This window comes from Nocardia takedensis NBRC 100417 (assembly GCF_000308695.1).
Classification (GTDB): domain Bacteria; phylum Actinomycetota; class Actinomycetes; order Mycobacteriales; family Mycobacteriaceae; genus Nocardia; species Nocardia takedensis.
The window spans coordinates 1-21397 of the sequence record NZ_BAGG01000242.1 but is presented as its reverse complement, the minus strand read 5'-3'; the positions used below and the strand labels follow the sequence as shown (position 1 = coordinate 21397).

13 protein-coding genes and 1 pseudogene are annotated in these 21397 nt (G+C 67.2%); 1 reads left to right on the top strand and 13 read right to left on the bottom strand.

The annotated features are described in order from the left end of the window. The 13 genes from ON30_RS29545 to ON30_RS29490 all read right to left on the bottom strand — a co-directional run. Nucleotides 1-525: IS256 family transposase (locus ON30_RS29545; RefSeq protein WP_040712695.1), on the bottom strand; the 525-nt coding region annotated here is incomplete at its 3' end. A 209-nt stretch (nucleotides 526-734) separates the two neighbouring features. Then, nucleotides 735-1331 carry a potassium channel family protein gene (locus ON30_RS29540; RefSeq protein ID WP_245554282.1) on the bottom strand — a complete coding sequence of 199 codons (597 nt, stop codon included), beginning with the start codon at nucleotides 1329-1331 and terminating at the stop codon, nucleotides 735-737. A 235-nt stretch (nucleotides 1332-1566) separates the two neighbouring features. Beyond that, nucleotides 1567-1941 carry a hypothetical protein gene (locus tag ON30_RS39655; RefSeq protein ID WP_157183929.1) on the bottom strand — a complete coding sequence of 125 codons (375 nt, stop codon included), beginning with the start codon at nucleotides 1939-1941 and terminating at the stop codon, nucleotides 1567-1569. Beyond that, on the bottom strand, nucleotides 1931-2476 hold the full coding sequence (locus ON30_RS39650) for a hypothetical protein (RefSeq protein ID WP_157183928.1): 546 nt from the start codon (nucleotides 2474-2476) through the stop codon (nucleotides 1931-1933). Before ON30_RS39650 ends, ON30_RS39655 begins: the two co-directional genes overlap by 11 nt. Nucleotides 2477-2872: 396 nt before the next feature. Further along, nucleotides 2873-3406, bottom strand: a complete 534-nt coding sequence (locus ON30_RS29530; RefSeq protein ID WP_040712676.1) for a peptidoglycan DD-metalloendopeptidase family protein — start codon at nucleotides 3404-3406, stop codon at nucleotides 2873-2875. 13 nt (nucleotides 3407-3419) lie between these two features. Next, on the bottom strand, nucleotides 3420-4757 hold the full coding sequence (locus tag ON30_RS36565; RefSeq protein ID WP_051030139.1) for a hemopexin repeat-containing protein: 1338 nt from the start codon (nucleotides 4755-4757) through the stop codon (nucleotides 3420-3422). A 100-nt stretch (nucleotides 4758-4857) separates the two neighbouring features. Then, the gene (locus tag ON30_RS29520) at nucleotides 4858-6603 is read right to left on the bottom strand and encodes a hypothetical protein (RefSeq protein ID WP_040712673.1); all 1746 of its coding nucleotides are present in this window, start codon (nucleotides 6601-6603) and stop codon (nucleotides 4858-4860) included. A gap of 1 nt (nucleotide 6604) precedes the next feature. Continuing rightward, entirely contained in the window at nucleotides 6605-9337 is a 2733-nt protein-coding gene (locus ON30_RS29515) for a hypothetical protein (protein WP_157183927.1), read from the bottom strand. Next, nucleotides 9304-11199, bottom strand: coding sequence for a hypothetical protein (locus ON30_RS29510; protein ID WP_157183926.1), 1896 nt, complete (start codon nucleotides 11197-11199; stop codon nucleotides 9304-9306). The genes ON30_RS29515 and ON30_RS29510 overlap by 34 nt, the downstream gene beginning before the upstream one ends. A gap of 2 nt (nucleotides 11200-11201) precedes the next feature. Continuing rightward, nucleotides 11202-14456 (bottom strand): hypothetical protein, encoded by a 3255-nt coding sequence (locus ON30_RS29505; protein WP_040712666.1) that lies wholly within the window; start codon nucleotides 14454-14456, stop codon nucleotides 11202-11204. Beyond that, the gene (locus ON30_RS29500; protein ID WP_040712664.1) at nucleotides 14453-16516 is read right to left on the bottom strand and encodes a DUF6603 domain-containing protein; all 2064 of its coding nucleotides are present in this window, start codon (nucleotides 16514-16516) and stop codon (nucleotides 14453-14455) included. Before ON30_RS29500 ends, ON30_RS29505 begins: the two co-directional genes overlap by 4 nt. A gap of 15 nt (nucleotides 16517-16531) precedes the next feature. Next, complete coding sequence (locus tag ON30_RS29495) at nucleotides 16532-17350, bottom strand: hypothetical protein (RefSeq protein ID WP_157183925.1); 819 nt, start codon at nucleotides 17348-17350, stop codon at nucleotides 16532-16534. A 944-nt stretch (nucleotides 17351-18294) separates the two neighbouring features. After that, a complete protein-coding gene (locus tag ON30_RS29490; protein ID WP_040712686.1) occupies nucleotides 18295-20913 on the bottom strand; it encodes a helix-turn-helix transcriptional regulator in 2619 nt (872 codons plus the stop codon). 265 nt (nucleotides 20914-21178) lie between these two features. Between ON30_RS29490 and ON30_RS41455 the strand changes: the two are divergent. Beyond that, nucleotides 21179-21397, top strand: a pseudogene (locus ON30_RS41455) (hypothetical protein); the annotation flags it as partial.

Genomic DNA, 21397 nt, shown 5'->3' with positions numbered 1-21397 from the left:
CTCGCGGACCTTCAACACCAGCGCGTCCGCGGCCAGGAAGGTGTAGGGGCCCTGGTCCAACGGCCGAGTGCGAAACGCCTCGACAGCGGCGTCGAGCTCGGAGGCCATGATCGAGACCTGGGACTTCGACAGCTTCGTCATCCCCAGGGACTCGACGAGTTTCTCCATCCGCCGGGTCGAGACACCGAGCAGGTAGCAGGTCGCGACCACGCTGGTGAGGGCTCGTTCGACGCGTTTGCGGCGCTCGAGCAGCCAGTCCGGGAAGTAGCTACCCGATCGCAGCTTCGGCACCGCCACATCGATCGTGCCGACGCGGGTGTCGAAGTCGCGGTGACGGTAGCCGTTGCGGTGGTTGACCCGCCCGGTGGAGCGTTGCCCGTAGCTGGCACCGCAGACCGCGTCGACCTCGGCGCTCATCAGGGTATGGATGAAAGTCGCGAGCATCTCTTGCAGCAGGTCCGGGCTCGCGGCGGCGAGTCGATCCGACAGCATCTGCGGTAGGTCGATATCGTTGACAGAGGTCATCGCGTGAAACTTCCTTCTCATGACTTGGTAGGTCTTCTGAAGGATCACGCGGTGACCGTCCTCTTCCCGGCTACGACACGCTCAGACTTCGCCGGCGTCTGGTCGTACACCACTCTGCTGGACGCAACCCGACACACTATGGGTAGGGCAGGCAGTGGTGGCGAGGCCGAGAACTGTCTGGTGCGTGCCCGGTACGTGGTGGCCGGTGGTCACTGGGGTTCTGGTGTGCCGGTTCGGTGGCGGGTTGTTTGTTCGGCGCGCAGTGCGGCGATCTGGGTGGTGAGTTCGGCGACTTGGGCGCGGGTGGCGGATTGGTTGGCTTCGTCTTGCTCTGCGACCTGCTGGATGATCCAGGAGGCCAGGGTGGCTGTGACGACACCGAGCAGGGCGATGCCGCCGAGCATCAACCCGACCGCGATCAGTCGGCCGGTGCCGGTGACCGGAGCGAAGTCGCCGTAGCCCACTGTGGTGACCGTGGCGGTCGACCACCACAACGCGTCGGGGAAGGTGGTGATGTTCGCTCGTTCGGCGTCGCGTTCGGCGTCGAGCATCGCCAGCGAGGCGACGTAGATCAGCAGCAGCGTCGCACCCGCGGTGTAGGCGATCACCTGCCCGCGCAGCGCACCGCCGACCGAGCGTTGCAGAACGTTGAGCATGGTCAACAGTCGGAGCAGCCGCAACGGCCGCAGCATCGGCAGGACGACGATCGCGAATTCGTGCAGGTGCCGGTAGAACCACCGCCAGCGAGGTCTCGCCAGATACCAGCGGACCGCGTAGTCGAGGGCAAACCGAACCAGGTGACCCACAGCACCGTGTCACCGACGCGCGCCGCCGTGCCCTGGGGTTGGGCGAGCACGATCCAGCTGTATGCGGCCAGAAAGATCACAGCCGCCGCGGTGACCGCCATCCGGTCAGCTGCTTCCATCGGGCTTCGTCCACAACCTGGTGAATCTATCGGGCCAGACAGGCTCTGGCCTGGATCCTTGGGCAGACTTCTCGGGTGTGTCGGGGGCGACGCATCGTTGACCGTCGAGTGGTGCGCTACGGTCCGATCCACTGGGCGAGGTCGGCGAGCGAGGTCGCGAGGTCGGATCCGGCGGCGGCCAGTGCTCCGCCGCCGGTCAGCATCGCGGTAATCCTGCTGAGTCGGCTCGCGGCACGTTCGCGGTTCGGGGCGGCGCCGGACACCGCCTCTTCCAGTTGGTCGAGTTCCGTGCTCACGGCCCGCTCGGTGCGTGCGTCGAGTGGTGTCCGAGCCAGTGCCGAGCGTAGTTGCGAGAGGAGGAATTCCGATGCGAGCGTCGCGTCGGCCCCCGATTCGTTGATGGTCTGGTTTCCTTTGTTGTTGTATATTTTCCCTGCGGTCTGGGGCCCGATCGAGAAGGACGAAGAGAACTCTGGGTTGCTACCGCTCATAGTATCGGCTTCTTTCTTGTGATATCTGGAGATCGACGTTGCTGAGCGCGCTTCGACGGGCTACGACCACGATGTGCAGCACCAGGCCGAAGAGAGCGAAAAGTAAGCCGCCGTACATGGCGAATTCTGCCACCATCATGAGTGGTACGTTCTGTGCAATCTCACCGAAATTCGACGTGGGTGGTCCGAAATCGGTGGTGTCTTCGACTTCCTCCAGGGATCGAGGGAAGGAATTGTTGAAGTCCTCGATCTCGTCGGCGAACGCCGTGAACTGCTGAGCTGCTCGATACGACAGGAAAGCGAGCGTACCGAACCCGGCCGCTGCCGTCAGCAGGCCTGCGACGATCAGCCTGATCGCCCACGTGCGGGTAGCCGCAATCTGCCGTGCGAGGCTTTCTCGCTGCTGGACAAGGGTGTGGAAATGCTGATTCCACTGGTGATTCCACTGTGAATTGGAGACTCGGCCCGCGAATTGTGGCCCGACCTGGAGGCCCGGTGCGTAGCGTGGTGGAGGTAAGCGATCAGGTGGGGGCATGAGGGCTCCAGGGTGTGCGTTGTAGGAGGGAGGATGGCAGCTACACGGCGCCCCGATCGCCGTCTTCCTGCGTACTCGATAGTACTCGACATTCGCCGATGTACGAACACCTTCCGGCGTTCGGGAACAGATTCGACCGGCCGGTATATGACAAGATTTCGATTTATCGGGATCGATAAATCGTATTGCGAGCTTTCGCGTCGTCGTGCAGGAGGCGCAGTCCGGTCCCCGCGCTGCGCCTCGCGCGGCAGCCGCTGCCGCGCTCGATCGAAATTCGATCCACCGCAACCGGGTTGATGGCATCGATGTGTGGTCACAGCGTCTGGAGCCTGACCCGAATGCATCGATCAGTGTGCTGGACTCGGGGAGCGGAGAAACGAGTCGTACGCCACCCCGCTATCCGACCCAGGGTTGTGTGGATCCGTCCTGGGCGAAGTTCACGGTGACGGTGTCGCGCACCGAGGTTCCCTGCATGAGGGTGTAGAGGCTGTCGACGCCTCGATAGTTCGCCGGGATCGGTGCACCGACGATCTCGACGAAGGCCATGTGCACGTGTGGGCTGATGCCCGCCTTCTGGATCACCGCGCCCAGGACGTCGCCGCGACTGATGTGCGAGCCCACCGCGATCGTGTCGGGGGCATGGTCGAAGTGGGTGTAGAACGCTCCCATCCTGTCGTCGTGCGAGCGGATGAAGAGTTGAACCCCATAGGAAGAGGTCATCTCTCCATCCGACGGTCGGTTGAGTTTGGTGATGTGTCCGTCGAAGGCGGCATACACGGTTGTGCCGACGTCGGCGCCCAGATCCATGCCGAAGTGGTTGTACCACTCGGACTGGGTGGCGTGTCCGCCCTGCTTGGGGCCGCCGAGTGGTGCGGTGAAACCACCCTCGTCGTAGATGCCGTTCATCGCGATCGCGAATGGCGTCGTCATGTGCTGTCCTTGTCTAGGCGAGGGCTGCTTGGACCGCGGCAGGTACGGCCGGGTCGTCACGGTGCATCTCGGTGCCGGGGACCCAGCCCTCCAGCTCGGTGACGGCGTTCTGGAGCGCGTTCATCTGCGTCTCGCTGAGCGCTCCGACAATGGTCGACTCGGAAACACCGGCCGCTGCAGCGGCTTTCGCTCCGTAGCGGTCGGGATTGTTGCCGTCGTCCGCCGGTGCCCACCGGTGGAATGCCTCGGTGATGCCGAGGTCGCGGTACTTGCCCGCGGGCCACTGACGCGCGCCCCTGGTTTTCGCCGGGTAGCCGCCTGTCCACAACACCTTCTTGATGGCGTCGCGTCCGAGGTCCGGCGACGGGAACACCAGGAAGTGGTGCCAGTTGAACTTGTTCGGGTATTGGCCCCAGTTCGAGCCGTTCACGAGGCCGGTGATGTTGCCGGGATTGTTGTCCAGCCAGGCGTACGTCCCGGGGAAGCCCTGCATGTGCGGTTGACCGCGTTTGAGCATCCCGTCCGCGTGGACGACGAAGTTGTAGATGTCGCGCCCCTTGTCCTGGAAGTCGTACGCGTCGTTGATGTCGGCATCGGGGAACCAGTCTCGCCGCGGAATAGCCGATGCTGTGGACACCTTGCCGTTCCAGTACCAGAGGTGGTCTCCGGGAACCAGTCGGCCGACGATCGGTGAATTGTCGGTGGGGCGTGTCGTAGCGCCGAGCGGCAGTTTCAGGTATGCGGCGTCCACACCGCCGGCGAGCCCGGCCGCTGCGAATCCTGGCCAATAGTCGGCGATGGGCAACGGATATCCCTCGGCGACGCCCTTGCCGATCTCGTAGCGTACGTACTGGTCGCCTTTGAAGAAGTAGGCGTTGCCGTTGTCCCACATCACTGCCGAGTCGATGGTGTCGCCGAAACCCGCTTCGGCCATACCCGGCCAGTTGTCGCGAATCGGAAGAGCGGGGTCGGCGGTGTCCGCGGCGATGTCGTAGCCCACGTAGAGGTCTCCGCGGAAAAAGTATGCCACTCCCGTTCCCCAGTTGATCGCCGCCTGAATGGTGTCGCCGAAGCCGACCGCCGCCAAGGCGGGCCAGCCATCGGAGATCGGCCGTACCCCGCCGTGTATGCCGTTGGCGGCGTGATCGATGCGCACGTACTCCGAACCCCGGAAGAGGAACAAGCGGCCATCTCCCCAATCGACCGCGCTGTCCCAGCCGTTGGCGAAAGGAGTCTTGTCGATGCCGGACCATCCACTGGCGATCGCCTTCGGATACGAGGCGTCGACCCGGTCGGCCGCCGTGTCGTAACGCGTGTACGTCCCGCCTCGAATGAAATAGGCCTTCGCCATTGCACATCCCTCGCTGTGTCGGACGATCGGGTGTCGATACCGCTAGCCTGCACCAGCACGACGCGGATGACACGGGTAGCGCACTACTCCATTTCCGCGGTCAGAGGTTCTTCGGGGTGGCCACGTCGAACCGCAATCCCGAGGAGGCTTCCCCGCGCCAGGAACGTTTTTCTCGTCCGCGCCAGACGACCGTGCGCCCACCCGGAGTGCGGGCGAGTTGTTCGATGAGGCGGAGCTGGACTCCGGCGCGGGTGATCTCCTCGTCCCTGATCTCGGTGACGTCGCCCATCAGCGTGCCGACCGTCCCCCGCAATAGGTCGTCCTGTTCGGGATCGAGGAGATGAGCTCTGCGCAGGACCCGGGCGCCGTCGGCAGTTCGAGTCGCCACCAGCGGTGTCCATGCCGCCGCCACTCTGGTGGCGAGTCGCCAGATCAGCTCGTAATCCTCGGAATCCTTCGACGGCGTCGAGGGGATCGGGTAGGCGAAGTCGGCGCCCGTCCACGCCCGCGGCACGGGCCGACCGGAGGGGCCCGTGACCGTCTTCTCGATCGACCACGCGAGGTTGGCTGATTCGTCGCGCTGGAGCGAGACCTCCTCCTGCGGTGCGGAAGCGATGGCGTCCAAGGCAGAGGCCACGACGACCAGGTAGGGGTTGTCGTGGTCGCCGTCGACGGTGTCGGGTTGGAATTGACGACCGCCGGGGGTGTCGGCGCGACCGCGGTGGGTGTCGGCGAGGGTGGCCACCCCGAAGGTGTCGCGCACGATCACCCAGTCGATTCTGGCGACGCTGCCGACCGGGATCTCGACCGGTGCCAGATACCAGTCGGGGCTGTAGATGATCGCGAAGTCGAGGGCCAAAGCGCGGGCCAGATCGGTGGCGCCGTTGGTGACCCGCCCGAGCGCGGTCGCCGAGTCCTCGAATTCCCAGAACCGGTCGGCGGGCATACCGTCGAAGGTCAGCGGCGTCGCCAACACGGTCCGAATTCGAGAATCGGTGAGAGACGGATCGCTGCGCGTATCGTCACCCGCCCCGAGTCGGTGGCCGGGATCGCGGTCCAGGTCCACACTCTCCCAACCGATGCCGGTACCGTCGTACTCTGCGGCGTGGAGCACGACTTCGTGCTCCTCACCGGGCAGCGGCGGTGCGGCGATGGAGAAGCGGTACTCCTGCCGGTCGTCGATCCACGCCGGCGACCGCCGCTGCGCGGACTCGGCGATGCCCCACTCGGTGTCCATGGCCTCACGCCATCGCGCGAGCACCGCGCCCAGGACGTCGGGGTCGGCGTCGCCGATGATCTCCGCCGAGAGCGCCCTGCCCGCGGCGAGCACTCGCGCGCCGTCGATCACCGACCCGGACAGCAGAGTCCTGTATCGATCGTCGTCGACGCCGAACTGCCATTCCCGGGTCACGCCTATCTCATCGGTTGCTTGTGTCGGACTGTCGAAGCGGGTGTCGGGATGCCGTGCCAACCGGTCGGCGACCGCACCCAGTCCCGCAACTGTGAGCATCCGCGCCAGCGAGCGTCCGGCTCGAACGCGCACCGTCCACGGGGTGTGGTCTCCGAGACGAATGCAGGGCTCACGCTCTACCAGCGCTTCGATCGGATCGCTGTCGGGGCTCAGGGTTCGGGTGACCGCGCCGGTGCTGATGCGGCTGAACCGTGACCAGCTCGCGGCGATGTCGACCGCGACGGCGGCGCCGGTGTCGTCTCCGGTGAGTTCCCCGAGTTGCCACTGTCGCAGCAGCAACCACAGCGGGTCGGCGATCTGGGCGGCCAGCCCGACATCGATATCGGTGGTGCGCGCGTAGGGTTCGATTCTCTGCCAGGTCGCGATCGTGCCCATTTCAGATCTCCTGCGCCAGAATTCGGTTGGCTTTCATCAATGGCCCCAACGGCAGAAGCGGCAGCAACAGCCTCTGTGCGGTGAGCTCTTCGAGCGGGGTCGTGTCGGGCACACCGTCGCGGACATAGGTCAGCGGAAGGAATTCGTCGATGCCGGTGTCGGTGAGATCGTCGAGTTCTACGCCGCGCAGTCGACTCAGCGCGACGGTTTCGTGCACGAGCGCGATCAACTGCTGCCAGGTCCACTGTCGTCCCCGTTCGGCGGGGACCGCGAGCAGGATCGTCTGCGGAGGGCGGGTGTTAGGGGCGTCGTAGTGGACGGCCAGTCCGGTGGTGACGGTTTCGGCGGGCAATGTCTCGACCACTTCGTCGATGACGAGTCCGCGCAGCGTGGGGCGGGTGAGGACATCGGGGGCGGCGGCGACCACGAGATGGGTGCGGGGCTGGTCGGGGCGCCGCCACCGACGCAACGCGTTTATTCCACCGTGTTCGGGCAGCGGGCCGCCGAGCCAGCTGTCGGACTCCACTTCGGGTAGTTGTGCGACATGCAGGGGCGGCGGCGCGGTTCCGCGGGCTTCGGTGAACAATCGCAGATCTTCGTAGTGGGCCAGAGCGGGACGAACTCGACCCATCCGGGTCAACCACGTGTCGAGATCGTCCTCGGTCGTGGTGACCCGGCCGGTGTGGACCGTCACCGACAGCTCCGGAGTGGGCACGACCGCACTCCCGCCGAGTCGCCGGGTCACCGCGACCAGTGTCGCGAGGTCGCCGTCGGCGCCCAGCTCGCGCAGCCGGTCGGCGCGTGCTGTTCCGGACGGGAAGTCGGGTGCGGTGGTGCGCAACAGTGTGTCCACGTCGCGCAGTGCCGTGGCGGCGGCGGCCCGGTAGGCGGCGGTGTCGCCGAACCGCTGCGGTTCGGTGAGCGGGGTAGCCGCGCCGAGCAGTCCGAGCGCGGCCAGCTCTGTCAGGTCGGCTCGTAGTTCATCGGGCAGCGGCTCTTGCGGGCCGAACTGGCCGCCTGCTGTGGCATCGGTGATGCGTTGCAGTCGTGCGAGTTCGGTGGCGAGGACTTCGACGGTGGCGCGCAATTCTTCGATGCTGGGGCGTGAGGGAGGGGCTAGGGCGACGGTGTCGAACGTGTCGGTGGTTTCGGGAGCGCACACATCGGTGCGTTGAACGGGGCGGGCCGCGGCGAGGACGTCGAAGGCGGCCCCGGCCAAGGCGAGCAGCGCCCGATAGGCAGGATCGGGTTCGGCGGTGCCGAGCCCGAGACGGGTGTCGAGCGTCCGGAGCCCGGTGTCATCGGTGCGCGACTCAACGAGGACGTCGAGAGCGCACACCCCGACGGTGTCCAATCCGAGGGTGCGCTCACCGACGTGGATCGTCCACTCCGTCGCGGGGCCGAGGATCGTTTCGGCCCACCGCTCGACGGCGGGCGCCAATCGCGCGCGCGGGGCACTGCGGTTCCAACCCGCGATCTCGACGGCGGCATCCAAGGCGAGGACGAGACGGTTGGTCAGGCCGATCCCGGCGCGCGGCTGCTGGTGCACAGTCAGTTCCGGAGGCTGGGTGGCTTGGCCGACGGCGGTGAACAGCGCGCCTGCGGCGTCCCATCGGCCGTTGGTGACGGTGTGGACCCCTTCGGCGACCGCGACGTCGGAGACGGCGTCCAGGATCATGGCCAGGTCGTCGAGGATCGCGGTGAATGCACTGTTCTCGGTCGATGCGCATATCGCGGCGGCTCGATCGCGGAAGCGGAGCACTTCGTAGCCGTCGACTACCTCCGCGGGCACGACGGAATCCGAACCGGCGGGTTCCCCCGGGGCGCCGTGGTCGCGACGCTGCGGATAGGCGGCGCGCAGATCGGTGATGTGGGTGTGCATTCCTCGGTCACCGAGCGCCCGTTCGAGTCGATAACCCAACAAAGCGCCCAGCGGTTGACCGTGCGACATCGCCTGCCAGATCTCGCGGGCGGCGCGCACGCGCCGTGAGGTCAGGTCCAGGGACGAGACGGAGGTGCCGTCCCCTTGGTGGGCCAGTTCACCCGCGCGCAGGACACCGGCGGTTCGCGCCTGCGCCAGCGACGGGGCGTGTGCGCACCCGACGTGTCGATCGGGGGCGACCAGCGGCCGTCCCGGTTCGCCGATGTGATCGGTCCATCCCGGGACCGGATCGGTGATCGCGACGTTGGGCCACTGTGGGGGGATGCGCGTGGGATCGGTGAGGGGGACCGCGCGGCTGGGGCGCACATCCACGAGAACTCCCCAGCAGCCCGCGATCAGACCCGTCGGCGCCTCGGTGCGCAGGGTCGCCAGCCGCTGGGTCGCCAACGAGGTCAGCCACGCGTCCAGCCGAGTCGCCGCGCACGCCAGAGTCTCGCCGGTGAGTGCGGTGTACTCCTCGTCGGTGGCGTCGGCGTCGGCGAGGGCACGGACCGCGGCACGGGTGCCGGCGTAGGCGTTGACGTGGGTGTCGTCGAGTTGCAGCGCTTGCGCGGTAGCTCGCAACAGTGCGGGGGAGACGACGATATCGCGCAGATGCGCGCCGGCCAGGAGCCCGTCGAGCGTGTGGCCGGTGAGTCGGTTCAGCGGCGTGGTGAGCGTGGCCGCGGCCTTCGTCCCGGCCGACAGTGTGCTGCCGAGTATCTCGGGTGAGACCTTGATGAGCGATGCGAATTCGTTCGGTGCGATCTTGCCGAGCATCAGTGTGGCGTCGAGTTCGCCCGCCAAGGCCAAGGCGTGCTCGACGAGGATGAACAGCAGGTCCTTCGGCTTGTCCCGCCGCGCGGGTCGGTGGTGAGTCGACGCAGGTAGTGGGCTGGGGTTTCCCAGCCGGCGCGCGTTCGGTCGGTGGCGGCGACCGGGACGCGCATCGGCAGGTCCGGTTCGAGGCTCATGTGCTCGAGGCCGCTCTGATCGAGCAATCCGTCCAAGGTCAACGCGAGCAGGTGGCGATACCCCAGCAGCTGCGCTCGGCGGGTGGCCCATTCCTGGGTCGCGGCGACGGCTGCGAGCCGGAACGGACTCTTCTGGCCGTCGTCGGACACGGGCGCGACCGCGTTGATGCGGCGGCACGAGGACGCGGTCGGGCCGTAGGAGCCGCGCACCCGATAACCGCCGGGATGCGGGAGCGGGCCGTGCCCGAGGATCCTGGCCAGGATCGGGGAGTCGGCGGAGTCGGTGTCGATCGCCGGCACGTGGCGGGCGGCGCGTTCCCAGCAGGGGCGCAGCACACCGAGGATGTCGGCGAGGCGGTCCAGGTGCACGGGTTCGTCTGCGGCGCGTACCCAGTCGCGGGTCAGGGTTACCGGTAGGACGCCGTAGGGTTGGCGTCCGATCCGCAGGGCGGGCAGCGGCCCGCGGCCGCGGACGAAGTCGGCGACGTGGGCGCGGGCGAACGGCAGGACCGAATCGAGGATGTCGAGCGCGTGTTCGGTGTCGCCGCCGTGGCTGCGTCGGGTCAGTGTGGCGACCACTTCGCCGATCGTCACCGGAAACAGCGCCAGCGCCATATTGCGGGCCAGCCACTGCTCGCGTCCGTCCGAGCCTGACATGCGTGCGACCGTGGCGGCGGGGAGTCCAAACGCCGCTTCGATCGCGGCGCCGTCGGTGCCGCCGCCGCGCAGGATCGGCGTCGTCGGGTCGGAATCGGGGCGGGGGACGGGCGGGTCGACCAGACGCTGGTAGCCGGACAGGATCTGCCCTCGGGACGACCAGCCCGAGGCGGTGTCGGTCAGGTTGTTCGTCGGTGTCGCCTGGGGTACGAAAGCGGCGCGGCCGGTGTCGATGTGGTCGGTGAGCAGCCGGGCGACTCGGTTGGCGTGGTCGTGGGGGTCGGCTTCGTCGGGGGCGCCGACGACCACGAGAGTGTCCAGTCCATCGGTGACCACGGCGGGCAGCGCGCCAGCGCTGACCTCGTCCATGGTGGCGAGATCGATCACGGCGGCCATGCCGACCTCGACCGCGGCGTCGAAATCGGTGAGCCAACGGAGCTCGTGGTCGGGTGCGACCAGGAGCGGATCTTCGGGGTCGAACAGTTTCGTGTGGTCGGCGGGACCGGTTCGGGGGTCCGGTCCACGACGCTCGATCACGCGAGCGAATACCTGCCGTCCGTGCAGGGTGCCTTCGATGACCCAGTGGCTGGGCAGCAGGCGCGCGGTCGGCGCGTCGGCGGTGCGCGTCGGCGGCGGGGGTGCGCTGGGCGCGCAGGCGCGCGCGACGGCATCGGCCCGCCCGGCTCCCACTCGTCGCGTGAGGACCTCGTAGGCCGCTTGTCTGCGGTGCTCCACGCTGCCCGGAACGTCGTGTTCGACGGGTTCGTCCTCGGACCCGGTGTCGAAAGTTCCCCAGAACTGTTGGCCCGCAACCCGTTCCGACGCGGTGAGTCCCGTGCGTCCGCGCGTGATCGACAGCTCGTCGGGGTAGATCCGTACGCGAAGGACAGGCAGGACCAGTTCGGTGCCGTCGTGGGCGGTCGCGGTGCGTGTCCCGTAGCGGGTCTCCAACCGCACCGGCAGCAACGCCAACGGGACGCCGGGATCCAGCCGCGACCACAGCTCATGTGGCGGAGCCGAGGCGGGGCGTTCGTTGGGGGGCATCATCACTCCTGAGGCAGGTAGTCGCGAGCGCGGAGCAACAGTCGGAACGGCTTCTGGAGCAGATTCACCGCCGCCGTGGCGCTGCTGTCGCGGGCTCGCACATGGTCGGGGGTCAGGGTGCGAACTCCGGGCAGCCCTTCCCAGGTGAGGTCCGCGCTGTCGGGGGCAGCTGTCTCGTCGAGGCCGAAACGGAGCTCGTCGTAGGGTTCGAGCAAGCTGATGTACCAGCCGTGGCGGTCGTCGGCCGGATCGGTTTGACGAAGGTCGGCCCCGCCGGTGTCGAAGACGCTGTAGGAGACGTCCTCGCCGAGGAAGCCGCGGAACAGCTCCTTCACCATGACGGTGGTGTCCGCGGTGAAGGTCGTGATGCCGTTGTCGGTGGTGGCTGTGCCCTTCTCGGCCGAGATCAGCGTGCGTGGATATCGACGCAGCAGCTCGCCTTTGATCACGAGCACGGTGAGGTCGTCACCGAGTCGGCTGTGACCACCGAGCGGACCGCTCCAAGTACTGATGTCGTCGATACTCGCCTCGGGCGGAGCATCCCAGAATCGGTGGAAGCAGGTGCCACGCAGATCGGTGGGGTATCCGCGCCACAGCATCTCGCGTGCGAACTCGTGATTGGCGCCGACGAGTAGCGCCTCGACGAAGCGTCGGTCCAGACCGAGCAGACAGATCGAATCGGCGGGCAACCGGCCCACCCCGCCCAGCACCCATTCTTCGTCGAGTGCGCGCAGCCGGTTCACCAGGGCGGTGTGGATCCGAGGTGCGGCCATGACCGAGTCGAACGGCGAGTGGGTCCGGCGGCGGACGCCATCACCGAAACCGTGGGCATAGGAGAGCATTCGCCCGTAGGCCTCGTGCGGTTCGACCTTGGTGAGCAGTTGTCGCGCGGTGTCGAAGGAGAACGGTTTCACCGCCGCGACGGTGCTACGGCCGTCGGTGGGCGCGGGAAGCGTGCCGACGATGTCGCCGATGGCCGCGATGTCGGCGACATCGAGGTCACCGACGAGGTCATCGACCTCGGGCAACCGCAGTCCCAGATCGGTCATCGTGAGCCGGGTCAGTGCTTCGGCCGCGCCGACGAGGCGCGCGCGTGCGTTGCCTCCGGTAGCGGCGATGAAGGAACCGGGGGCGTCCGCCAGTCGAGTTCCGAAACTGATCCGTTCGACCGTCTCGTCGACCCGCGCGCCCGCCCATCCCTGGGCGGGTGGTCGGTGCACGGCCGCGCGGGTGAGGGCGGCCAACGTATCTGGTGACAGCACGGGCCGGCTCGAGGGGCGGACGAGATCGGTGATATCGGTTCGCACCGCGGCGGACAGTCCGGGGAGGCTCGACACAGAGCCGATCGGGCGCTCGATCATGTCCGCCAGACGGACCGCGCTCTGTCGGAAGCGGTCGTCCAGACGCACCTGCACGGTGACCGAGGCGGTGTCGGCGGCGAGGGGTTCGTCGGTGACCTTCGCCGCCAGCGTCGCGAAAGTGGTGGGGACAGCGTCGATCCGTGCCAGCTGTTCAGTCGGATCGATACCCGACAATCGGCGGACACGATCGGCCAACTTCGTGTCCGTCAACAGTTCGGCGACCGCGCTCGCCTCGATCACGCGGGTTCGGCTGAACCGCGAGGGCATGGCCTCCGGCGCACTGCGGGCCATCGCCAGCACGGTGCGGGTCACGATCGCGGAGACCGTGGCGGGGTTCTGCTGGAAGCGCGTGGGTCTGACGAGGTAGCGGGTGGTGCGGACCAGCGCGGCGCCCAATGCCTCGCGCGGCAGGCTGGACTGCTCGAGACCGGCACGCAGGGTTCGACCGTCGTCCCCGACGACCCGTCCCAGCGTCGAGGCGAGTGTGCGCAGCACGGTCGTCTGCGGTGCCGCGCCGAGGTCGGCGTGCGCGGTCGACAACGCGGCCGCCATCGTGGTCGACCAACGAATACGCAGGTTGGCGGTGACCACGTCGGACAACTGATCCCAGGCTTGGGCCAGGTACTCCTCCTGGTCGCGCTGAATGAGTTGAACGCCCAGTCCCGCGGCGATGCGCAGGTGGGGGTCCGCGTTGAGTTGCTGGAGCCACGCCAACCGCGCGCTCTCGGGCACAGCGACCAGGCCGGGCGTGCCCGGCGTTTGGTCGATGCTGTGGGCCCTCGCGGGCCACTGCCCGTACAGGGGTGGACCAACGACAGGGTGTTCGGAGTTCGGGTCGGTGTTCGTGGCGACGAGGTCGAGCAGCCGCTTAAGCTTCGTGTGGATCGTCGCGGCCGAAGGATGCGGAGGCGGGTGGTCGGGCGCGTCGAGAAGACGAGGAGCCAACGGACCCGGGCGTGGTGTCCGGGTGATCGCCGTCGCTACCGTGTGCGCCGCGGTGTCGAACTCGCCCGCGTCGTCCACGGGCAGCAACGCGGCAGCCCGGTCGATCAGCACCCGTCGCACGCCGAGATCGCCGAATTGTTCGGGTGGCAGGGGATTCAGTTGCCGCGCGAGCCGCTCGAAATCCCCCGCGGGTGCGGTGTCGAAATGCCAACTGTGATAGATCGGCAACCTCGTCGTGGTCGCCCTCGTCCACAGTGCGTCGGTGGCGACCACCAGGCCGTCGGCCCCGTAGGCGCGGGCCGACTCGTAGGTGGGCACCACCGCGGCGACGTACCGACGACTGGGGGACAGTCGCGTCGCGGCGACGAGCCGCGATCGGATGTGTGCGGCGTTCGGACTCCCGATCACCGTTGCCCTGGCGCGGTCGGGATCGTCGTCGACGACCTGGGTGTGGGCGAAGGCCCACGCGTGCGCGGGGTCGGGTAGGGCTGTCGGGTCAGCCACCACCAGGACGTCGTAGGGTGTCCTCGATGTCGGTTCGATGGTGACAGCCGGGTCGTCGAGCGCGACGACGACCAGCATCAGCCACGGCATCCGGCGCTGTGCCTCGTCACGGTCGTCGGAGTCGAGACTGTAGATCCAGGGCAGGTCCGGATGCGCGAATTCGACAGAGGCCAGCAGGTTCGGTTCCAGGGCCGCGCCGTCCGGGGGCGGAGTGCAGGCGATGATCCCCAGATCCTCGCCGGTGGGGCAGATGTCGCCGGGACCGAGGACAGCGACCTCGGAGGGGCCTGCGTCGGTGACGCGGCGCTCGTCCCGACCGTCGCTGCGGGCCGTGACGGTCAAGGCGATCCTGACGCTGCGTCGGCCGCCGGTGACCGCGGTGGTGGGGGCGGCGCCGATGCCTCGCCGAGACCAGGACAGGAATTGCAGTCGCGTACCGTGGCTCATCCCAACACCTCCCAAGCCGAGATCGTCTGTAGACCGCCGATCGCGGCGACATCGAGACCGCCGCGAGACAGCGAGGCCACCCTCTCGTGCTCGTGCACGAATGCCCATCCGCTGCCGACCGTGGCGGGTAGAGTCGTCAGATCCTCGGTGGAGGCGAGCACGGCCAGACCGGGATCGCGCAACCGCACCAGCGGTTCCGGCACACGCGGTTCGAGGGCGGCGTCGTAGCGGATCGTCCGGACGTGAGGAGCGTCGGCGAGGATCCGGAAGAAGCGGAACGATTTGGCCAGGACACTGGTCTCCGGGGTCAGGTCGGCGCTCGCGGTCCCCGAAGCACGGGCCGCGCGCGGATTAACCACGAAACCCGCCTCGAACTCGCTGTAGCCCGGCGAGGACAGCACGGTCTTCTCATCGAGGGCGAAGAACTGACTCGCCACGAACGCGCACCGCAGCATCTCGAGCCGGTCCCCGGCACCGTCTTCGACCGTTATCGTGACTGGAATCGGCAACTGCACCGCGTCCATCCGGGTCAACAGCACGTTCAGCGGTACCGCGTTCTGCCTGAACTGCATCTGCCCTTGCGGGTGCAACAGGACACCGGCCTCGACCCCCGGTCTGATCTTCGATCCCAGCACTCCCGACGGGTCGGTCGGTGTCCAACATTCCCGACGACGCAGTTCACCCACCAGGGTGGCCAGCGGATCCCGGGCAGCGGGCAGCACCGCCGACTCCCGCGAACCCCAGGAGATCTCGGGCAGGTCGACGTCGACGTCGAAGAACAGGATCGACACCGTCGCGTGCCCGCTGATGCGATAGGGAGCGGGCCCGGAGAAGTGGCCACCCAACTCCGTACTGGCCACCTCGAAATCGGCGCATTCGACGGCGACGCGGGCGCGGAAGCCGGCGTGGAAGCCGAACGGCGTTAGAGCAATCAATGCGTCGAAGGCGAACCGGCCGCTGATCTTGAACCCGTCGAACCCGGCACTCAGATGCACGGTGGCGCCGAAGTGCACCGAATCCGTGGTCACCCCCAGATAGGCCGACAACCGGGCGCACAGGATCGGGCCCGGAGATATCTGCATGCCGATTCGCTTCATGTCGGCCATGCCGTCGGGCGGGGTGTAGGCCGGATGGAACCCACCGGCCGAGATGGCGAACTGTGGGTTCGCGCCCGTGCGGACACACAGGCGGATATCGCCTTCGACGGGGATGCCTACGATGTGGGAGTTCGTCAACGTCGCCGACAGCAACAAACCCGTGCCGTCCACGACACCCAGGACGAACGCTTCCAAACGGATCAGCGCCGCCTGCTCGAAGGGCAGGGTGATCGCCACGCGCCCCAGAACGATCACCGACGTCGAAGCGATCAGGACACCGACCGTGGCCGAGACGAGGGCAGGAGTGGGCCAGCCGATCTTCAGCATGGGCCCGACCACGAAATCCCCCGGAGAACCCGGGAAACAGCGGTCGAGGACGGGCAGCAGCCGCGCCGACTCGCTTGCCGCGTGCTGGGGAAACAGCAGCTTGGACAGATCACCGTCGCGTAACGCCGTGGTCAGCGCCCCGATATCCGGGCGACGGTTGACCCCGACCATGCCACCGACTCCCTGCAGAGTGAAACCGAACGGCAACTGCAACGGGGGCGTGAATTCGGCGCTGAGCAACACCAGCAGCGAGAATCGTCCCGCGAGACCGCTTACGATCGCGAAACCCTGCACCGACACCGGACCGACGCGGACCGTCACCGCCCCGCGCCAGGTGTCCTCGGCGGGCGAATACTCCAGACGTCCACCTCCGATCGCGCCGGGCAGATCCACAGCAGCCTCGGCGGCGGACGGTAGTCCGACCGGCGGAGAGGCAAGACTCAGGCGTGGAGCTCTGAACCCTCGCTCGTCGCGATCGATGATCAGTGCCAGCGGTGCCCGCGCGTTCTGCACCGCGAGACGCAGTCCCGGCAGATCGATCGCCGCGGACGCGGTGACGGCCATCTCGACAACGATCCGACCGTTCTCGAGTCGTCCGTTGAGCTCAAAACCGGGGGTGATCGAGGAATCGGTCATGCGTGCGCCCGTTCGTCAGGCCGGTCCGCGCCGGCCGAGGCTGTAGGTCGGGGGTTCGTTCGACGCCAGACGTGCTCGCGGCGAGTAGCTTTCGTCGATCGGCGAGAGCGAGACGACCTCGCCCACCACGCCGAGGGCGGCGCGGAGATCGAGATGGGCACGCACGCCGTGTCGGTTTTCCGGTGGGCCGGTTCCGAGTCCCGCCTCCAGGACGTAGGAGGGACGGTTGTCTCGACAGTTCAACGTCGCGGTGACAACCAGCGGTCCCACCTCGAAATTCACCGGGCCGTCCCGCACCGACTCGAGGCCCGGATCCCACCACACGGAGACGGCGACAGTGGCGTCAGCCGTCGGTGCCGCCAACGCGCCCCCGAAGGGCACCACCCACTCGGTATCGCCGTTCGTACCCGCGGTCATTCGTAACTCGAGTCCGAATCGGTGGTCGCCCAGCCGCAGAGATCCCGCGCCTCGGAGCCGAAGCAGCAGTCCGTGCGCGAGATCGGGGTCGGTCACGGCCAGCCCGACCGCGCAGCTCTTCTCGTCGTCGTCCCAGCGCAGTGTGAGCAAACGTGACCAGCCTTCGCGACGCTCACACCCGACCGTGAGATGGTCGGGATCCAGTTCGCGAATCCGCACCAGTACGAAGACCAGCAGACACCACCAGTCCGGCGGTGAAACGAGGCGTTTGAGATCGCGCCATCCCTGATCGGCATCCCGCTCGAGTGTGTCGAGCACCTCCTCGAACCGCTGCGCAACGGCAGCGGCCTCCGCGCGTACCGCGCGCACTATTTCACCGAGAACTGTCACGAGCGTGTCCGGGGTAGTGGCGGTCACGATCACCTCCGCGATTTCGGACCGGTGGGACGGATCGGCTGAACTCCCATCGATTCTGTACGCGAGGCCCCGGAGGTCCTTGCGTAGTCGACTACTCGATTCCGCGGCCGGTACCCCGGTTCACCGTGGAGTGGTTCCACCAGAGCAGGCAACTACGGGGGCGGCGGCGTCGAGTCGATTGGGCTGTAGTCGGCTGTCGAGCGGGTGCAAGGGAATCGGCCGAGGCGGTGTTGCGCGTTGGCGCGCACAGCTCGAGGGGGTGTCGACGCCGGCGGGGCCGGGCAGAGCCCTGCCCGATAGTCGCTGAATAGTGATCGTCGGATCACGCTCGACTCCGCGGTGTGGTTGCAGATGCGTTCAGCCAGATGCGTGACGCGACTGGCCGGACAGCCCTGGTGAACGAGATCTGTCCGACGTGGCATGTGATGTGGCGCGCGACCTCGGCGGCCGAAGTCGCAGACCGCCACTTCGCGGCAGCTCGGCAGGTGGCGATCTTCCTGGACCGGCCCCCGCCGTGGCCTTCGTTGCGGGCGGCCACGCCTGGCCGGGAACTCAAATCGTTCTGGCCGAGGCCCACTTCGTGCTTTCCGAGATCGCGGCCGTTCTGAACAGCGGTGCGGTGACACGGAAACGAGCCCGCTACGCGGACGCGGCGTGCGATTCCGTAGAGCGTTGTTCGGCCCGTTCAGCATCCGCTGTGGCACCGGGTTGTCGCGTACAGGACGGTACGAATCAGAAGTAAGCGTCGGTGTCATTTGGTGGCGGCGATTGGAGTCCGACGGTTGTGGACGCGGTCGTAGCGGTGGGCTGACTGCCACGAGGCGGAGCTACGCCTGGCTCCGAGCGCGGGAGAGCGGCAAACATCAGCAGAACCGGTGATGTATTTGCGCGCGCTGAGAGCGGCACGACCGACCCGCTGGCCGAGGCAGCGTCTGGGTGTGAGTTCAGTCGAGGTGCCGGTTGGCCGAGAATACCTTCGCAAGATCGGCGCGATCCTGAACACCCAACTTGCTATACACGCGATAGAGGTTGTTCTCGACGGTACGAATGGACAGGTACAGTGCATCGGCAACCTGACGATTCGACAAGCCCTGCGCCACAAGGGTTGCTACCTCGTGTTCGCGGTCGGTGAGTGGCGGTGGCGTGCGGGCCGCCGAGATCGCGGGAGTCGCTGCTCCACTGAGTTCGACGTACCGGCCGGCCGCGATCGAAGACGCGGACCCGGCTGCGGTCATGCCCGTGCGCGCGTGTTCGACAACAGCCTGACTCGCCGTATCGGCCGCCAGGCCGATCGCGCCGATCGCGGCGAACCGCGCGGCCACCTCGTCCAGGGCATCGCCGTCGTGCGCGGCGAGGGCTTGTGCGCCGCGAGCCATGAGATCGGTCATCTCGCCGGGGATGAGACCGGACAGTTCTCGTAGCCGCCCCGCCTGTCCGCGGTCGCCGAATCGGACTGCTGTATACCTCGCACGCGCTTCGGCGATCAACGCTGTCGTTCTCTGGGCGATTCGGGCGGCCTGGAGGGCCTGCGTTCGAGCGGATGTCGTCTGCCCGAAAGCAGCCGAGACCCACGCGCGAGCCAGTTCGAGTTCGGGCCGGAAGACCGCGACGTGTGGGCCGTACACGGCCTCGGCGTCGGACAGGGCAGCCCGCGCGAGCTCAGCTTCGCCGCGGGCTGCCTGAGCCTGCGTGCACCATGCCGCCACGACGATCGTCCACGACGCGGTCAGAGTGGTCTGCATCGCTGCCAGCGCGCGTTCGAACCGATCGACAGCTTCGGCCAGCGCACCGCGAGCCAGCAGAATCCGCCCGCGCATCGCGTCGACGATCGAGCGTGCCTGGACTTCGCCCGCTGCCATGTCCGCATACCGGTCACACACCCGGTCAGCGGAGTCGAGGTGTCCTTCGGCCAACGCGGCCGCCACTTCCCCGAGTCCGATGGCGAAACGTTGGAGGCCCGACGCGCATCGTCGAGATGCCTCGAGTCCCGCGACCGCGGCGCGGCGCGCCTCCTCGAACCTCCCGCGTGCCGCAAACGCTCCCGCTGCTGCCGACGCCGTCCACACCATCGCCAGCGGCATCGTGGTCGAATCCGTTCGGACATCTCGACTCAGCTCGATCGTTCTGGTGATGTCGCCGCTGAAGTAGGCGAAGGCCGTCTCCATCGCCACCACCAGATCCAGCATCAGTGGCAGCCGAACCCGTTGCCGTACGGTCGCCAGGACGGTCTCGGCGACGTCGGGCTGCGCACAGGCCCAAAAGAGGTTCGCTGCGCGCGTGCATCCCCACCGGACGACGTCGAGATCGTCCAAGTCGTCCGGATCGAACCGGCCCAGCAACACGTCCGCCTCGCCGCCGCGTCCTTGCCAACTCAACGCCTCGGCAAGGACGACAGCCGCGGAGAACTCACCGCAACGATCGAAAGCGAATCGGGCCAAATGCTCACCGAGCGCGACGCTGGACATCGTGATCGCGCTCGCCGCGGCCTCGACGACGCGGACGAGATCGGGCTCGGCGAGATCGCTTCCGGTGATCAGCATGGCCAGTCGGACAGCGGATCGTGCATCGGTCGAGTGCGTGCTCGCGCTGGTCATGTGCTGTCGGTCGATGATGGCCTGCGCGATTCGCCCGCTCAATTGTCGCTGTCGCACCGCTCCCATGGAGGGGCGGATGACCTCGCCCAGCACCGGATGGAACAGTCGGGCCACCATGTCGGGTCCCTCGGAGACTATCCGGATCAGACCTCGTCGTTCGACGTCTTCGATCGCGCCGGACGCGCAGATCGATCGCAGGACAGCGTAGTCCAATTGATCTGCGACAGCGATGATCTCGATGACTTCACGCGCGGGGGCGGGTAGGTGGCGCAAACGGGCGGTGAACAACTCGACCATGTCGGCGCGGATCCCCATCCGACCGCGCATGCACCAGACGCCTCGGACCGGGGCAATGGTTCGTCGTTCGATTCCCGCGATGATCGAACTGTGCAGTAGTAACGCGTTGCCTGCCGAGACCTCCCACGACTGTGTGATCAGTCCTTCGTCCACGGGACCGTCCAGCACGACTTCCATTAGCTGAGCGGTCTGCGAACGCGTCAGTGCGGGTACCTCCACCCAGAGCAGGTGGTTGTCCTTCCACAGAGCGACGACCGCGTCCAGAAGGGGTTCGGGCAGACGAACCGTCACGACCAGACGGATCCCACCACTCAACGCCAATTGGTGGATCAGGGTCGCGGACAACGGATCGAGGAGATGGGCGTCATCGACTACAAGAACCAGTGCAGAGGCTGCCGACAACTGTCGATGCGCAGCGGCAAGCATCGTGGCAGGCTCCAACGCGCCCTCCATTTGGACCAGATGCCCCAACGCGCCCAACGGAATCGGCTGCGAGGTGAGAGTGCCGACCACGAACTGAACATTGGATCCTGCCGCGGTGAGCGCGTCAGCGACAGCACGAGCGAGGGTGGTCTTGCCGACACCCGCGGCACCGGCGAAGACGACTCCCGCGTGACCCGAATCCTTGTCGAGGGCCGACAAGGCACGACGACATTCCTCATCCCGACCCACCAACCGCCACGAGCGAATCACCGCGCCTCCCCTGAGCGTCAACGATGCCAACCGGCGACGCTCAGAATACGGCCTGCGGACCTGTCGAAGACGCAACACCTGCCCCGTGCACGCGAGTCGGGGCACCACTCGGCAAGTTGTGATCGACACCGGACAGTTATCCGAAACGTGCTCGCCGATTGTCGCTGTCAACGTCGGCTGAATCCTGGATCTGGCAGGGACTGTAAATACAACGGTGTAACTCCGAGCAAGGAGTAAGCATCCGATGTCTGATGTGATGACGGTTGATGTGGCCGATACTGCTGCGGTGGCCAAGCGCAAGGACGCGAAGACGACCGTGGACCCCGAACTGGTCGGGCAACTGGTGGACCAGGCCCGCGCCAGCGGGATGCAGCTGACCGGCGAGGGCGGGTTGCTGGCGCAGCTGACCAAGTTGGTGGTCGAGTCCGCTCTCGACGGGGGAGATCACCGATCACCTCGGCTA

What these genes read in the sequence shown, in the direction of transcription:
- ON30_RS39655 (WP_157183929.1), bottom strand. Translation starts at nt 1,941, where the DNA reads ATGAGCGGTAGCAACCCAGAGTTCTCTTCGTCCTTCTCGATCGGGCCC.
- ON30_RS39650 (WP_157183928.1), bottom strand. Translation starts at nt 2,476, where the DNA reads ATGCCCCCACCTGATCGCTTACCTCCACCACGCTACGCACCGGGCCTC.
- ON30_RS29530 (WP_040712676.1), bottom strand. Translation starts at nt 3,406, where the DNA reads ATGACGACGCCATTCGCGATCGCGATGAACGGCATCTACGACGAGGGT.
- ON30_RS36565 (WP_051030139.1), bottom strand. Translation starts at nt 4,757, where the DNA reads ATGGCGAAGGCCTATTTCATTCGAGGCGGGACGTACACGCGTTACGAC.
- ON30_RS29520 (WP_040712673.1), bottom strand. Translation starts at nt 6,603, where the DNA reads ATGGGCACGATCGCGACCTGGCAGAGAATCGAACCCTACGCGCGCACC.
- ON30_RS29510 (WP_157183926.1), bottom strand. Translation starts at nt 11,199, where the DNA reads ATGCCCCCCAACGAACGCCCCGCCTCGGCTCCGCCACATGAGCTGTGG.
- ON30_RS29505 (WP_040712666.1), bottom strand. Translation starts at nt 14,456, where the DNA reads ATGAGCCACGGTACGCGACTGCAATTCCTGTCCTGGTCTCGGCGAGGC.
- ON30_RS29500 (WP_040712664.1), bottom strand. Translation starts at nt 16,516, where the DNA reads ATGACCGATTCCTCGATCACCCCCGGTTTTGAGCTCAACGGACGACTC.